Below are 13,467 nucleotides of genomic sequence, written 5' to 3'. Positions count from 1 at the left end.
CCCGAGCATGTCGATCGTGGTGCAGGCCGAGATCAACCGCCCGGCCGAAGAGGTCTTCGACTACATCACCGACCCGTCGCGGTTCAGCGAGTGGCAGGCCAACGTCACCGGCGGCCACATGTCACCCGGACCCGCGCAGGTCGGATCCATGTGCACCACGACCCGCCGGATCGGCGGTGCCGAGCGCGAAGTCACCTCGCGCCTGACAACCATGGACCCGCCGAAGGCCTGGGGCGTCCGCGGTGTCGACGGCCCGATCCGCTCGATCGTGAACGTCACCGTCGAACCCCTCGACACCGACAAGTCCAAGGTCACCATCGATCTGGACTTCTCCGGCCATGGCATCGGTAAGATCCTGGTTCCGCTCGTCGTCCGGCCCCAGTCCCGCAAGGAGATGCAGACCAACATCGCCCAACTGAAGGCCCGGCTCGAGGGACGCACCTGAACCCACCCCCACACCCAGGCCGACCGGCGAGTAATCCTCGCTTCCCAATCAGCACTCCTAGGCGTTTGCATCGCTGCATGACGATGAAACCAGGGTGATCGATGCTGCGCGCGGACAGGTCGACGAGACCGCCGCGCTGACCTCGGCGGCATGTCTGTTCCACGGGTTCAGCGACGCGTCCCGGCTCGCGATCGTGCGGCATCTCGCCCTGGGCGAGCATCGCGTCATCGACCTGACCGAGCACCTGGGCCTGGCCCAGTCGACGGTGTCGAAGCACCTGGCCTGCCTGCGCGACTGCGGCCTGGTCGAGCCCCGCCCGCCGGGCAGGGCATCGCTGTTCAGCCTGACCCACCCAGAAGCGACCCTGCAGTGCTGTCGGCCGCAGAGCAACTGCTCGGCCTGACCGGTGACGCGGTCGCGCTCTGCCCGGTCTACGGAGTGGAAGCAAAGGCATGAGCGACCAGCACCCGCTGCAGGTCCAGCCGCTGTAGATCTCGCCGGCCCCGCCGCGCACTTGGACGACCGACCCGGAACAGCGCCGCAAGCTGAGCCGACGTGCTCAGTTGCTGGCCGGCGCCTCGGTCACCTACAACGTGATCGAAGCGATCATCGCCATCGGTGCCGGTCTCGCCGCCGGGTCCGTCGCGCTGGTCGGCTTCGGCCTTGACTCGGTCGCCGAGGTCTCCAGCGGTCGGATCATCTTGTGGCAGTTCCGCCATCGCCTGCCCGAGTCCCGGGAAAGGCAGGCTCTGCGGCTGCGCTTTCTCGTTCTTCGGTCTTGCCGCCTACGTCACCTTCGAATCGCTGGGCGCTCCCTGATCGGTGGCAGTGACCCCGAAACCTCGCCAGTCGGCACCCCAAGTTGGAGGTTCGCCGGACGCTGCAACGGGTGGGCGGCGTCCTACAGGCCGTCGCCCCGAAGACGTTGCGATCGCGCCGCACCGTTCCGTTGATCGCTGCCGCATCGACATGCGCTGGGATGTCGATGGCGTAACGGTTCCAGTCACATCGGCCCCTAGCAGCCACGGTCATCCGGCAGTATCTGCACGAATTCGCGGGTTCTGCCGGATGACCATGTGGATCCGTCCGGCAGCCACGCGACGGTTTGCCGGGTGTCTTGACGCGGCGTCGGTCAGGTTGTTGGTGGAGTGATTGCGTCGAGGAGGGTCTCGATGGCTGTGGCTCTTGTGGAGTGCATGAACCAGCGTGCCTCGTATCGGATCTGTACGGGTTGCCCGCCGTCGAGCAGTGGACGGCTCGGTTCGTCTGTGCCGAGTTTCGATCGTGGCAGCAGCGCGCCGCCAAGGCCCAGGTGGGCCCACTCTTGGAGGCTGCGGTAGCTGTCCGCCTCGCCGGGGTAGGGATGCAGATGGGCGCCGGACTGGGCGAACAGGGAGCGGGTAAAGGCACTCAGTCCGCAGCCTTCGCCGACCATGACCAGCGGTTTGCCGGAAAGGTCGCCGAGTTCGACCGGGCCTTCGGCCGCCGGAGTGGGGGCCGGGACGGTGCTGGGCAGATAGTGGATGGGTTCGGCGCCGATCAGGCGGCGGGCGCCGCTCTCAGCGCCGGCGACTGCAGGGACGAAGATGACGTCGAGGCGGCGGCCAAGGAGGCCGGCGCGCAGGTCGGCGAGGTTGTCTTCGGTGAGCACGAGGGCGATCGGCGGGTCGCGGCGGGCGGCTTCGAAGACCCGTGCGATCAGAGCGGGTGGGATCAGTGGCGATACTCCGACCCGAAGCGGTTGGGCATTGACGCCGGCCGCGGCGCGGGCCTCGGCGAGGATGGTTTCCAGGCTGGCGAGGACAGCGTTGACCTGGGGCAGCACCCGCAGGGCCAGCGCGGTCGGGGTAGCGCCGGTGGTGGAGCGGGTGAACAGCGCACCGCCCAGCACACGTTCCAACGCGGCGATGCCGTTGGACAGGGCCGGCTGGGTGACGCCGAGCGACGCGGCGGCGCGGGAAAACGAACCCAGGTCGGCGGCGGCACGCATGTAGTACAACTGGGTGATCTTCACCGTGTCGCCATACATCCTCGTTATATCCGCCATGCGACAACACTCCCTTCCCGGTCACGAATCACGCTGTCAGCATGGCATAGAAGAATCACACCGTCAGGTGTACATCCACCGCTCTAAGGAGATGTTATGGCACTGTTGGAGATCACGCTCAAGATCGCGGACGAGAACCGGGCTGCGGCGGCTGGCGTCTACATGAAGTATCGGCAGGCGTTCCTGGACCAGGTTCCCGGCGCGAAGTCCAAGCAACTTCTCGTGCGCAGCGATGATGTGCAGGTCCTGCACGGCTTCGCCTCGGTATCGGATGCGGAGGCGTACCTGTCCAGCAGCCTCTTCACGACCGATGTCGTCGGCGAACTGTCACCCCTGCTTGCGGCAGGGCCCGAGGTCCGGATCTACGAGGAAGCCTGACCGCGGCACGACGATCAGAAGGCGCTGCAGATGACGATTTCCAGCGCGACGCGAGGTGGTGGTTGTCGGTGCTGGTGTCGCCGGATTGACCGTGACCGCCACACTCGCTGGCCTCGACATGCTGTGTCTGGAAGCCCGCGATCGCATCGGCGGACGAATAAGGTTTCGATGTCGCCGGTGGGTCACTCGACCTCGGGGCGACCTGGTTCTGGGCCGGCGAGCGGCGGGTCCAGAACATGGCGGCCGACTTGGGCGTGCAGACCTCCGAACAATACAGCGCCGGCTCCGCAGGACCTCTTACGGAGGATGCCGCCAGCCGATCGCGCGCATCCGATCCTCCCGTGACCGGGTCCTGGTTCCAGGCCGGTGTCCGCGGGCGTGGCCTGGCGCGGGCTGTCATCCACGGGTTGGAGCGGCTGGCCGATCTCGGCGCTCGACGGGAGGACTCCCAGGACGAGCGGCTCCGGCAGGGGACGCTCATCTTCGGGGCGGTTTTGATCGCCCTACTCTCCACGATCTGGGTGAGCACCTATCTCGCGTTCGGCGACCCGGTCTCGGCGGCGATCCCGGGCAGCTACCAGGTGATCACCGTCATCGGGCTGGTCGTGCTGGCGCGGACGCGGCGTTTCGGCACGTTCCGCACCACCCAACTCGCGACGTTCTCGGTGCTGCCTGCCTTGCTGCAGGTCTCGCTCGGCGGCTTCGTGGCCTCGAGCGGGATGATCCTGTGGGCGATGGTCACGCCGCTGGCGGCGCTCGCGATGCTCGGGCTCTGGCGCTCCGTGCCGTGGCTTGCGGTGTTCCTGGTCGAGTTGGTCCTGCTCGGTCTCGCCGACGCCCGGCTCGCAGACTCCCCAGTGGCGCTACCGACCGGCTTCGTGGTCACGTTCCTGGTGCTGAACATCGCAGGCGTCATGGTGAGCGCGTATCTGATGCTCGGCTACTTCGTGGAGCAGCGGGACCGCGACCACCGGGAGCTCCAGCTGGAGCGGGAGAGGTCGGAGCGGCTGCTGCTCAACGTGCTGCCGGTGCGGATCGCCGAGCGCCTCAAAGCCGAGCCGGGCGTGATCGCGGAGCGCCACGACGCGGTAAGCGTGCTCTTCGCCGACATCGTCGGCTTCACCGCTCGGTCTGCGGCGATGGCGGCGGAGGAGGTTGTGGCGCTGCTGGACGAGGTGTTCTCCGCGTTCGACCGGCTCGCCGACGCGGCGGGCGTTGAGAAGATCAAGACGATCGGGGACGCGTACATGCTGGTCGGCGGGCTGCCGGTGCCGCGGCCGGATCACCTGGCGGCGGTCGCCCGGACCGCGCTCGCGATGCGCGACGAGATCGCCCGGATCGCCGCCCGCCCGGGGCAGGGCTGGCTCGCGGTCCGGATCGGGATCGACTCGGGTCCAGTGGTCGCCGGCGTGATCGGCCGGCGCAAGTTCATCTACGACCTGTGGGGCGACACCGTGAACATCGCGAGCCGGATGGAGTCCCACGGGCCGCCCGGGGAGATCCAGGTGACTGCTCGGGTGGCCGCCGCCCTCGGCCCGGAGTTCGCCGTTCGCCCACGCGGCACCATCGAGGTCAAGGGAAAGGGCCCGATGCAGACCTTCCTCCTCGATCGGCCCGAGCGCCCGCGGACGGCGCAGCAGTCCCCGTAGAACGCACCGCACCCGAACTGCCAGCCACGTCTTCATGACCGCGCCGTCCCGGTTCCGCGAGAACCTTGGAGGCCCAAGCCAGGCGACCATCGCCTACGTACAGGCCATGCCTCCGGCCGCTTCGCTGGCATGCCGACCTGCGCCAGAGCTCTGTCGGGGCGATGCCGCGCTCCTATCGCGCCAGACCAGATCAGGCCCTGGCGAAGAGCCCGGAGCCGATTCGATCTGCCGTGTTCTCTGGCGAGCGACTTCGTCACAAAGTATACTTTCAGATGTACCTTCTGACGGATACATCTGTGAGTTGACAAGGAGAGCGATGTGGCCAACGAGCACCAGCCGGTGCGGCGGCTGACGCGCGAGCAACGTCGAGAGCAGATCTTGGGCGCAGCCACCGAGGCGTTCGCCCAATGGGGCTTCATGTCCACCAACCTGGACGAGATCGCGGCGGCGGCGGGGGTCACCCGGGTCATCTTGTACAGGCACTTCGACTCCAAGAGCGAGCTCTACCAGTCGGTGCTCGACCGGATGTGTGCTCGGCTCGAGGCCCACGTCGCCGAGCCGGTGGGCGGGTTCACCGACGACAGCATCGATGGGCTCCTCGCCGCCGCGACCGAGTCACCGGCCGGGTTCCGCTTGTTGTTCGTGCACGCGCTGCGCGAGCCGGAGTTCAAGGGCCGCATCGAGAAGTTCCGCTCCGACATCGTCGCGGCCGCCTACCTACAGATCTCCGAGGTCATACCCGAGCCCGGGCTCGCCCGCTGGGCCGCGCAACTCGCCCCGACGGTCGCGATCGAGGCCATCATCGCCTGGCTCGACGCCGGTCAGCCCGACCCCGACCGCGCTGCTGCCCGCGTCCGGCGAGCAGTAATGGGCGTCATCGAAGCCGGGACCGAGCCCGCGGCGGATTGCCACCTACCCCCGACTTCACAGGAAGGACCCCAGTCATGACCGACACTAAGCCGAAGACCTGCGAGACCCCGACCGCGAAGCAACAACGGGTCTGGGACAAGGCCGCGCCCGGCTACGACAAGCAGATCGCGTTCTTCGAGCGCGTCCAGTTCGCCGGCAGCCGCGAGTGGCTCGCCGAGCGCGCCCGAGGGCGGGTGCTCGAGGTGGCCATTGGCACCGGCCGTAGCCTGCAGTACTACGCCCAGGACATCACGCTCACCGGCATCGAGCTCAGCTCTGAGATGCTCGCCATCGCTCGAGACCGTGCCGACGGGCTCGGCATCTCAGCCGACCTCCGCCAAGGCGACGCAGCGCACCTGCCCGTCGACGACGCGTCCTTCGACACCGTCGTGTGTGCCCTCTCGCTGTGCACCATCCCCAACCCCGCACTCGCCATCGCCGAGATGAACCGCTCGCTGGTCCCCGGCGGCCGGCTCCTGCTCCTGGACCACATCGGCAGCACTTGGCCTCCCGTCTATGCGCTCCAATGGCTCGCCGAACGGCTCACCATCCCCCTGGCCGGGGAGCATTTCACCCGCCGCCAGCTCCCGATCGTCCGTGCCGCCGGCTTCGAGATCGTCGAAACCCATCGATCCAAGGCCGGCACCGTTGAGCGCATCCACGCAATCAGGCCACAGGACGGTTCACGGACCTAGGTTCACCCTCTGCTTCGCGGCAGTTCAGTCGAGTGACTTGCGACTTAGAAACCGACCCGGCTCCACCGACATCCCCCTCTCAGGCGTAACCAGCCAACACCAGCCCGGCCGGTCTTGACTCCGGTTGCCTCGGATCGACGCCCCTTTGTTCCCAGGCTGAACTGCTGAGCGTTAGCCCAGCTCGCGCAGCTCGTAGAGACTGAGATGAGGCTGAGCCGTTACCTATGGCGGGCGAGACCTGAGCGGGTACTTTAAGGTCGCGCGATACGCTCCCTCCTTGCCGCTCTGATCGTGCTCGGTTTCGCAACTACAGGGTGCGCTTACCCAGTAGCCGGCGCCGATCCGGCCAAGTCGAACCCACCGCCTCGGACCACAGCAATCCCGTCATCGTTCAGCCAGCGACCGGCACGGCCAGGCGGATCTTTGCCGAACTCCGCCAGATCCGCGTCATACCGCAACCCTGGCCGGGGTCATCGCCGCGGTCACCGCCTTCGCCGTCCTGGGCGTGGGGCTGGGCGCGTTGCTGCGTGACCAGGTCGCGGCCGTTTTCGGTCTGCTGGTCTACCTGTTCGTCGCCGAACCGATCGTCACCCGCATCCCAACCCTGCACGACTGGACCGTGTACCTGCCGGGCCCCTCGGCCAGTGCCCTGACGCAGATCACCCTGACCGACCAGGACTTCCTCCAACCCTGGCAAGGCGGCGTAGTCCTGGCCCTCTACGGGCTGACCGTCGCCGCGACCGGGCTGTGGCACACCACCCGGATAGACCTCACCTGACTTCGCGACCGGGGCGCTCGCCTGTGCAGGCCGCCGGGCTCTATCGCCCGGCGGCTCCAGGTCGAATGATCGGCAGGCCCGCGGACCGCCAGGCGTTGAAGCCGCCGATGACATCGGTACTGCGGTGGAGGCCGAGCTGGCGTAGCGAGTCGGCTGCCAGGCTTGAGGAATAGCCGCCTTCGCACAAGACGATCCACCGGATGTTCGCGTCGACGGCCTGGGGTATCCGGGCGGCGCTGCTGGGGTCGAGGCGCCACTCCAGATGGTTGCGTTCGATGACGATCGCCCCGGCGATCTCGCCGGCTTCACGCCGCTGGCATTCGGGCCGCGTGTCGACGATGAACGTCGCTTCGTCCTGGCTGGCCGCGTAGGCCTCCGCAGGCTCCAGCCGCGCCAGGCCTGAACGCACCCGGTTCAACGTCTCTTCGATGCCCACTGCCCCTCCTGGCAAGCGAATCGGCTGCGGCTGGTTCGCTCAGCTCGCAACAGGGAGCTCGGCCAAGCGCCACTCGAGCATCCCCTCGCTCAGCCGCGCCGCGTTCCGCCCCCCGGCGGCCAGAGTGCGCACGGCTTCGTGGGCCAGCACGCAGTAGGCGCCGCGGCAGTACGCCACGATCGTCGTACCGGCAGGCAGCTCGGCCAGCCGGTCGGCGAGTTCGTCGACCGGGATCGAGACCGCGCCGGGGATGTGTCCGGCGGTGTACTCCTCGCCGGGGCGGACATCGACGACCGTGACATCACCGGCCTCCAACAGGCGCAGCAACTCGTCGCGGGTCACCTCGGCGATGTCATCGTCGCCCAAGTAGGCGCGCCGCGCGCGCTCCACCTCGGCCAGATGCGCCGCGGCGACGTCGCGCAACTGCGCCCACAGCGCGGCCACGTCGCCGCCGGCCAGCCGGTAGTAGACCTTCGTGCCGTCCTTGCGGCCGATCACCAGCCCGGCCTGCCGCAGCAGCTGCAGGTGGTTCGACGCGGTGGTTAGCCCCAGCCCGGCCCGCCCGGCGAGCACCTCCACCGACCGTTCGCCCTGGGCGAGTAGATCCAGCAGCTCAAGCCGCTTGGCGCTGCCGAGCGCCTTGCCGACCTGCGCGAACTGCTCGAACAGCGCGGCCTTGGCCACCTGATCACCCATTGACACTCCTCCAGAGATTCATGGAATAGTGTAGGAGTGGATGGTGAGCTGAGCAAGAGGATCGTTCCGGTCGTGGACGAGGGGCTGGGCAACTCGTCGTATCTGGTCGATCTGGGCGACGGGCGGGCTCTGGCCGTCGACCCGTCGCTGGATCTGCGCGCGCTGCGGGTCGCAGCCGGTCGGCGCGGGCTGACGGTGGCGTTCGCTGCCGATACGCACCTGCATGCCGACTTTCTGTCCGGTGCGGTGCGACTCGCGGCGGTCGACGGCGCGAAGCTGCTCGCATCGGCCGCCGGCGGCCGGGAGTTCACGCACCAGCCGTTGGCCGACGGTGATGAGGTGGACCTGGGCGGTCTGACGTTGCGTGCCGTGGCGACGCCCGGCCATACCGGTGAGCACCTGTCGTTCGAGCTGCTCGACGGGCCGGAGCGCCTGGGAGTGTTCACCGGTGGGTCGCTGATCGTCGGTGGCGCCGCCCGCACCGATCTGGCAGGCGCCGATCAGACCGAGCGGCTGTCCCGGTTGCAGTACCGGTCGCTGCGGCGGCTGGCCGCGTTGCCCGAGGCAACGACGATCTGGCCGACCCACGGGGCCGGATCGTTCTGCTCGGCGCCGGGAAGCGGCGAGCGGATCACCACGATCGGGTGGGAGAAGCAGACGAACCCGCTGCTGCAGGCACCGGACGAGGACACGTTCGTCGCGCAACTCCTCGCCGGACTGGGCAGCTTCCCGCCGTACTTCCTGCACCTGCCTGAAGCCAACCGTCGCGGCCCCGCGCTGCTCGAGGACCCACTGCGCGTGCCGGCGCTGTCCGCCGACCAGTTCAGCGCCGCTGTCGACGCGGGCGCGGTGGTGGTCGACGTGCGCCCGATCGGCGACTTCGCCGCCGGTCATATCCCCGGCGCGATTTCGATCGCCCTGCGCGCACAGTTCGCGTCCTGGCTCGGCTGGCTACTTGAGCCCGCGACGCCCTACCTGGTGGTGCGCAACCGCGATCAGGACCTGGACGACCTGGCCTGGCAGGCGGTGAAGATCGGCATCGGCCTACCGCGCGGTGAACTCGCCGGCGGCATGGCAGGTTGGAACGGCGCGACCGCCATGACGCCGCTAGTGCAGCCTGATCAGGTTGCCGACGGCCGCGTGCTCGATGTCCGCCAAGCCAGCGAATACCACTCCGGACATGCCCCGGGCGCGGAGCACCTCGAGCTCGGAGCGCTGCCCGAACGTTCCGGAGACCTCGAACCCGGCCCGATGGTGGTGATGTGCGGGCACGGCGAGCGGGCGATGACCGGCGCCAGCCTGCTGCAGCGGGCCGGACACCGTGACGTGCGAGTGCTCGACGGCGGCCCCGACGACCTCGCCACCGCAACGGGGCGGACGCTGGCATGACGACCTCGGCCAAGAGCCCACAGCTCGGGCTGCGCGCCAACCTCGCCCAGTTCGTCCTGCTGGTCGCGATCAACGCCCTGGTCGGCGGCATGCTCGGCCAGGAACGCATCGTCTTGCCGTTGCTGGCCGACCAGACCTTCGGCCTCACCAAATACACCGCGGCCCTGACCTTCATCCTCGCGTTCGGCGCCGTGAAGGCCGCGACCAACTTCTTCGCCGGCACCTGGTCGGACCGCTACGGCCGCAAACCGGTCCTGGTCGCCGGCTGGCTGATCGGGCTCCCCGTTCCATTGCTGCTGATCTGGGCACCGAACTGGGGCTGGGTGATCGCCGCCAACGTCCTGCTCGGGATCAACCAGGGACTGACCTGGTCAACCACCGTCATCATGAAAATCGACCTCGTCGGCCCGGCCAGACGCGGCCTGGCCATGGGGCTGAACGAAGCCGCCGGCTACCTCGCCGTCGCCGCCACCGCCATGGCCACCGGCTACCTGGCCGCCGCCTACGGGCTGCGCCCAGCACCGTTCCTGCTCGGCGCCGCGTTCGCCGCACTCGGCCTGGGGCTGTCCACCTTGGCTGTTCGGGAGACCCGCGGCTACGCCGACCACGAAGCCGCGCGCGCCGCACCCGACGGCGACGTGACGACCGCGCAGGTTTTCAAGCAGACCAGCTTCACCGAGCCAGCCCTGTCGTCTGCCTCCCAGGCCGGGTTGGTGAACAACCTGAACGACGGCATGGCCTGGGGCCTGTTCCCGATCTTGTTCGCCGGCCACGGCCTGTCCGTGGCACGGATCGGTCTGCTCGGCGCGCTGTATCCCGCGGTCTGGGGATTCGGGCAACTAGCCACCGGTGCCTTGTCCGACCGGTGGGGACGCAAATGGCTGATCGCGGCAGGCATGCTGCTGCAAGCCGTCGCACTGGCGATGGTGGCCGCCGGCGACACCTTCGGCCAGTGGATCGCCGCGCTGACACTGCTCGGTCTGGGCACCGCGATGGTCTACCCGACGCTGCTGGCCACGATCGGCGACGTTGCGCATCCGGCCTGGCGCGCCCGGGCCGTCGGTGTCTACCGGCTGTGGCGCGACGGTGGCTTCGCCGCCGGCGCCCTGCTCGCCGGAATCGTCGCCGACCTGTGGGGCATCCCGGCCGCCGTCTGGACGGTCGCGGCCCTGACTGCTGTGTCCGGCCTGGTCGTTGCCGCCCGCATGTACGAGACCCATCCAAGGAGGAACAGGTGACCCATCCCGGCCTGACCGGCGCACCGATCTACCTGGACTACAACGCCACCACCCCAGTCGACCCGCGCGTCGTCGACGCGATGCTGCCGCACCTCACGACGTACTTCGGCAACCCCTCCAGCAGCCACAGCTACGGCACCGACCCGAGAACAGCAATGGCAGACGCGCGGGCACAGGTCGCCGCACTCATCGGGGCCCGGCCCGCCGAGATCGTGTTCACCGGCTCGGGATCCGAGGCGAACCTGCTGGCGCTACGCGGCGCCGTTCTCGCCGCCCGGACAACCCGAACCCACGTGATCACCCAGGCCACCGAACACCCCGCAGTCCTCGAGACCTGCCGTGCCCTGAACCGTTTGCACGGCGTCCGGGTCACCGTCTTGCCGGTCGACTCAGAAGGCCTCGTCGACCCGGCGACGCTGGCCGCGGCACTCGACGACGAGACCGTCCTCGTCTCGATCGCCGCAGCGAACAACGAAACCGGAGCGCTGCAGCCGATCACCGCGCTCGCCGACCTCGCCCACCGCGCCGGGGCCCTGTTCCACACCGACGCAGCCCAAGCCGCCGGGAAGATCCCGGTCGCGGTCGGCCAGCTCGGAGTCGACCTGCTCACCGTGGTCGGACACAAGATGTACGCCCCGAAGGGCGTCGCGGCACTGTACGTGCGTGCCGGCGTCCAGCTGGAACCGGTCGTCTACGGCGGCGGGCAGGAACGAGGCCTGCGATCCGGCACCGAAAACGTCGCCCTCGCCGTCGCCCTCGGCACCGCCGCACAGCTCGCGGCAGACGAAATCGCGAGCGGCCGCGGCGCCCAGCTCGCACAGCTGCGCGACCTCCTCCACCAGCGCTTGCGCGACGCCCTGCCCGGCCGTGTCCACCTCAACGGTCCCGAACACGCCAGGCTGCCCAACACCCTCAACGTCAGAATCGACGGGATCCTCGGCCAGGAACTCCTCGCAGCGGCGGTCGGCATCGCCGCTTCCACCGGCTCCGCCTGTCACAGCGGCACCCACACCCCGTCCCCCGTGCTGAACGCCATGGGTCTCGGCCAGCAACGAGCGCTCGCAGCCCTCCGACTATCGCTGGGCCGCTGGACCACAGCCGACGCCATCGAAACTGCTGCAGCCACAGTGACCAAAGCGGCTGCAACGCTGCACGGCACGCTCTAGAGAGGAGACGGCCCCCGGCGGCCAGCTGGCTTGTTGACAGGTTCAGTGAAGGTAGCCGTCCCACTTCACCTCGTAGCGTGCCCCGCCCGGCAGAGCGTTCGGGGCCGGGATCTGGTCGACCGAGCGGGCCAGTGCGACCTCGACCGGCCCGGCCAGCTCGGCCGGGATCCGCACCCCGGCCGCCTCGCTACGGCGCGGCGTCACACGCGGCCTCTGCGCCGCACTCGGCAGAACGGCGGCCACACCACGACGAGCACCCGCTTCACCGTGCGCGGCGTGTCGCGGTGCGGGCAGAACCGGTGGTGCTCGGGGACGTCGGCCCCGTCACACTTCCCGCACCGCCACACCCTGGCCACGGCACCAGCATGCGCCCAGTGGTCAGCTCATGTCGCCGTTCGGATGTCGAGGCGCTGCAGCAACCTGCAAACGCCTGTTCGAATCACCGCCGCCGCAGCTACTGTGCGGAGGGTGAACGGGGCCGATAGCAACCAAAATGCCAACCGCCCGAGTCCCTCCTCTCCGCGGGTCCTTCACCCTCGCGACCCAGGAGCGACCGGGCCCGGACCACCCGCTGTGCGGCCTGATCCTCCGCCTCGGAGGCCGCTGCCCGGTCCGCGACCAGGTCACGGGCCGGCACCCCGCCCAGCGTCAGCACAGCCGCCCCAGCCGCAGACCGCACCGATCGTCTCGCCGAAGCCCCCACAGCTGCCGAAGTTCGTGCGGAAGGTGAAGCCCTCGGGGTGGGTTGAGCTGGCGCTCGCTCTGCCGTGGCTGTGGTGGAGCTGGCTGTCGATTCAGTTTCTCGGGGTTCCGTGGCGAGGCCTGTATTGGATCGGGCTGGCGGTCTGGGGCGCGGCGGCGGCCGCGGTAGTTCTGCATCCGCGTGCGGAGGACTTGCTCGCGTGGCGGGTGTATCGGCTTCGGCCGCCTTCGGACTGGGAGTGCCGCCGGCTGGGCCCGGCCTGGTGGGCGGTCTGCGCCGCTGCTTGCGTCGACCCTGACCGTTACCGGGTGTGGGTACATGAGGGACCAGAGGCAACTGCCCCGATCACCCCAGGGTCGTCCGTGGCGGTGACGAGCTGGGCTGTCTACTCGCTGCCGACCCGCCACCTGGAGGCTGTGTTGGCGCACGAGCTGGCGCACCATCTGGCGGTGCCTCGGGCGCTGGCGCTGCTGCTGTACTGGCTCACCCTGCCTGCCCGCCTGATGGGCCGGGTGATCGTCTTTTGCTTGCGGCATCGGGTGTTGTCGATCCTGGCCAAGATCGTCATTGGGTTCTTGCTGCTGGGTGTACTCGGGGTGTGGCTCTTCCTCGGCTTCTCGCACTACGTGGTGTTCATGTTGTCGCCGTTCCTCGCGCCATTCGTGGTGCCGTGGGCCGCCCGCTCACAGGAGAAGTTGGCCGATCGGGTCGTCGTGGATCTCGGGTACGGCGTGTTCCTGGCCGAGGTCTTCACCGGTCGGGAGGGTCAACGGGCGCAGGCCTGGCAGACCACGACTCGGCCGGGTCTGAAGGGCGCTCAGCCGCTCGATTCTGCCCGGCTGCGGGCTTTGGAGCGTCGCCTCAAGTCGGACCCGCAGAGCGGCCACCAGCCGTCCCACTACCGCTAGGAAGGCGCAGGAATTGGGAGACACGACATG

At 68.8% G+C, this 13,467-nt stretch carries 16 protein-coding genes and 1 pseudogene; 12 read left to right on the top strand and 5 right to left on the bottom strand.

Translation table 11 applies throughout. From position 1 onward, the window contains the following. The first annotated feature begins 7 nt into the window (after positions 1-7). Positions 8-445, top strand: a complete 438-nt coding sequence (locus tag ACZ6O0_RS11260) for an SRPBCC family protein (RefSeq protein ID WP_465764712.1) — start codon at positions 8-10, stop codon at positions 443-445. Between the two features lie 94 nt (positions 446-539). After that, positions 540-848, top strand: a complete 309-nt coding sequence (locus ACZ6O0_RS11255; protein WP_465764711.1) for an ArsR/SmtB family transcription factor — start codon at positions 540-542, stop codon at positions 846-848. Between the two features lie 28 nt (positions 849-876). On the opposite strand, the gene ACZ6O0_RS11250 is transcribed toward ACZ6O0_RS11255, so the two are convergent. Further along, positions 877-1,164, bottom strand: coding sequence for a hypothetical protein (locus tag ACZ6O0_RS11250; protein WP_465764710.1), 288 nt, complete (start codon positions 1,162-1,164; stop codon positions 877-879). Positions 1,165-1,577: 413 nt separating this feature from the next. Beyond that, entirely contained in the window at positions 1,578-2,459 is an 882-nt protein-coding gene (locus tag ACZ6O0_RS11245) for a LysR family transcriptional regulator (protein ID WP_465764709.1), read from the bottom strand. A 129-nt stretch (positions 2,460-2,588) separates the two neighbouring features. Here ACZ6O0_RS11245 and ACZ6O0_RS11240 point away from each other — a divergent pair, with 129 nt between their 5' ends. The 6 genes and pseudogenes from ACZ6O0_RS11240 to ACZ6O0_RS11215 all read left to right on the top strand — a co-directional run bounded on the left by ACZ6O0_RS11240 (position 2,589) and on the right by ACZ6O0_RS11215 (position 6,901). Beyond that, a complete protein-coding gene (locus ACZ6O0_RS11240; protein WP_465764708.1) occupies positions 2,589-2,870 on the top strand; it encodes a hypothetical protein in 282 nt (93 codons plus the stop codon). A gap of 55 nt (positions 2,871-2,925) precedes the next feature. Further along, positions 2,926-3,021, top strand: a pseudogene (locus ACZ6O0_RS11235) (NAD(P)-binding protein); the annotation flags it as partial. Positions 3,022-3,211: 190 nt separating this feature from the next. After that, positions 3,212-4,519: an adenylate/guanylate cyclase domain-containing protein gene (locus ACZ6O0_RS11230; RefSeq protein ID WP_465764707.1), complete on the top strand. Its 1,308-nt coding sequence runs from the start codon at positions 3,212-3,214 to the stop codon at positions 4,517-4,519. A 318-nt stretch (positions 4,520-4,837) separates the two neighbouring features. After that, positions 4,838-5,467: a TetR/AcrR family transcriptional regulator gene (locus tag ACZ6O0_RS11225; protein ID WP_465764706.1), complete on the top strand. Its 630-nt coding sequence runs from the start codon at positions 4,838-4,840 to the stop codon at positions 5,465-5,467. After that, positions 5,464-6,123 (top strand): class I SAM-dependent methyltransferase, encoded by a 660-nt coding sequence (locus ACZ6O0_RS11220; protein ID WP_465764705.1) that lies wholly within the window; start codon positions 5,464-5,466, stop codon positions 6,121-6,123. The genes ACZ6O0_RS11225 and ACZ6O0_RS11220 overlap by 4 nt, the downstream gene beginning before the upstream one ends. A 505-nt stretch (positions 6,124-6,628) precedes the next feature. Continuing rightward, a complete protein-coding gene (locus tag ACZ6O0_RS11215; RefSeq protein ID WP_465764704.1) occupies positions 6,629-6,901 on the top strand; it encodes a hypothetical protein in 273 nt (90 codons plus the stop codon). Between the two features lie 40 nt (positions 6,902-6,941). Here the strand turns inward: ACZ6O0_RS11215 and ACZ6O0_RS11210 are convergent, their stop codons facing one another. Both ACZ6O0_RS11210 and ACZ6O0_RS11205 read right to left on the bottom strand, forming a co-directional pair. After that, positions 6,942-7,337: a rhodanese-like domain-containing protein gene (locus ACZ6O0_RS11210; RefSeq protein ID WP_465764703.1), complete on the bottom strand. Its 396-nt coding sequence runs from the start codon at positions 7,335-7,337 to the stop codon at positions 6,942-6,944. Positions 7,338-7,376: 39 nt separating this feature from the next. Next, entirely contained in the window at positions 7,377-8,033 is a 657-nt protein-coding gene (locus ACZ6O0_RS11205) for an ArsR/SmtB family transcription factor (protein WP_465764702.1), read from the bottom strand. Positions 8,034-8,069: 36 nt separating this feature from the next. On the opposite strand from ACZ6O0_RS11205, the gene ACZ6O0_RS11200 reads away from it, so the two are divergent. From ACZ6O0_RS11200 to ACZ6O0_RS11190, 3 genes are read left to right on the top strand one after another with little or no spacing between them, the layout of a single operon-like run. Next, complete coding sequence (locus ACZ6O0_RS11200) at positions 8,070-9,422, top strand: MBL fold metallo-hydrolase (RefSeq protein WP_465764701.1); 1,353 nt, start codon at positions 8,070-8,072, stop codon at positions 9,420-9,422. Continuing rightward, the gene (locus ACZ6O0_RS11195; protein WP_465764700.1) at positions 9,419-10,660 is read left to right on the top strand and encodes an MFS transporter; all 1,242 of its coding nucleotides are present in this window, start codon (positions 9,419-9,421) and stop codon (positions 10,658-10,660) included. Before ACZ6O0_RS11200 ends, ACZ6O0_RS11195 begins: the two co-directional genes overlap by 4 nt. Next, positions 10,657-11,826, top strand: a complete 1,170-nt coding sequence (locus ACZ6O0_RS11190; RefSeq protein WP_465764699.1) for a cysteine desulfurase family protein — start codon at positions 10,657-10,659, stop codon at positions 11,824-11,826. Before ACZ6O0_RS11195 ends, ACZ6O0_RS11190 begins: the two co-directional genes overlap by 4 nt. 42 nt (positions 11,827-11,868) lie before the next feature. Here ACZ6O0_RS11190 and ACZ6O0_RS11185 read toward each other — a convergent pair whose 3' ends face one another. Further along, on the bottom strand, positions 11,869-12,030 hold the full coding sequence (locus tag ACZ6O0_RS11185; protein WP_465764698.1) for a hypothetical protein: 162 nt from the start codon (positions 12,028-12,030) through the stop codon (positions 11,869-11,871). Positions 12,031-12,225: 195 nt separating this feature from the next. Between ACZ6O0_RS11185 and ACZ6O0_RS11180 the strand changes: the two genes are divergently transcribed. Continuing rightward, positions 12,226-13,437, top strand: coding sequence for a M48 family metalloprotease (locus tag ACZ6O0_RS11180; RefSeq protein ID WP_465764697.1), 1,212 nt, complete (start codon positions 12,226-12,228; stop codon positions 13,435-13,437). Positions 13,438-13,467: the final 30 nt, after the last annotated feature.

The sequence above is a fragment of the Kribbella sp. NPDC048837 genome, assembly GCF_055586945.1.
This window is presented reverse-complemented; position numbering and strand designations above follow the sequence as displayed.

Bases quoted from the DNA above. Each gene is read 5' to 3' on its own strand.
- ACZ6O0_RS11260 (WP_465764712.1), top strand. From the start codon at position 8: ATGTCGATCGTGGTGCAGGCCGAGATCAACCGCCCGGCCGAAGAGGTC.
- ACZ6O0_RS11250 (WP_465764710.1), bottom strand. From the start codon at position 1,164: ATGGCGGAACTGCCACAAGATGATCCGACCGCTGGAGACCTCGGCGAC.
- ACZ6O0_RS11240 (WP_465764708.1), top strand. From the start codon at position 2,589: ATGGCACTGTTGGAGATCACGCTCAAGATCGCGGACGAGAACCGGGCT.
- ACZ6O0_RS11220 (WP_465764705.1), top strand. From the start codon at position 5,464: ATGACCGACACTAAGCCGAAGACCTGCGAGACCCCGACCGCGAAGCAA.
- ACZ6O0_RS11205 (WP_465764702.1), bottom strand. From the start codon at position 8,033: ATGGGTGATCAGGTGGCCAAGGCCGCGCTGTTCGAGCAGTTCGCGCAG.
- ACZ6O0_RS11195 (WP_465764700.1), top strand. From the start codon at position 9,419: ATGACGACCTCGGCCAAGAGCCCACAGCTCGGGCTGCGCGCCAACCTC.
- ACZ6O0_RS11180 (WP_465764697.1), top strand. From the start codon at position 12,226: ATGTCGAGGCGCTGCAGCAACCTGCAAACGCCTGTTCGAATCACCGCC.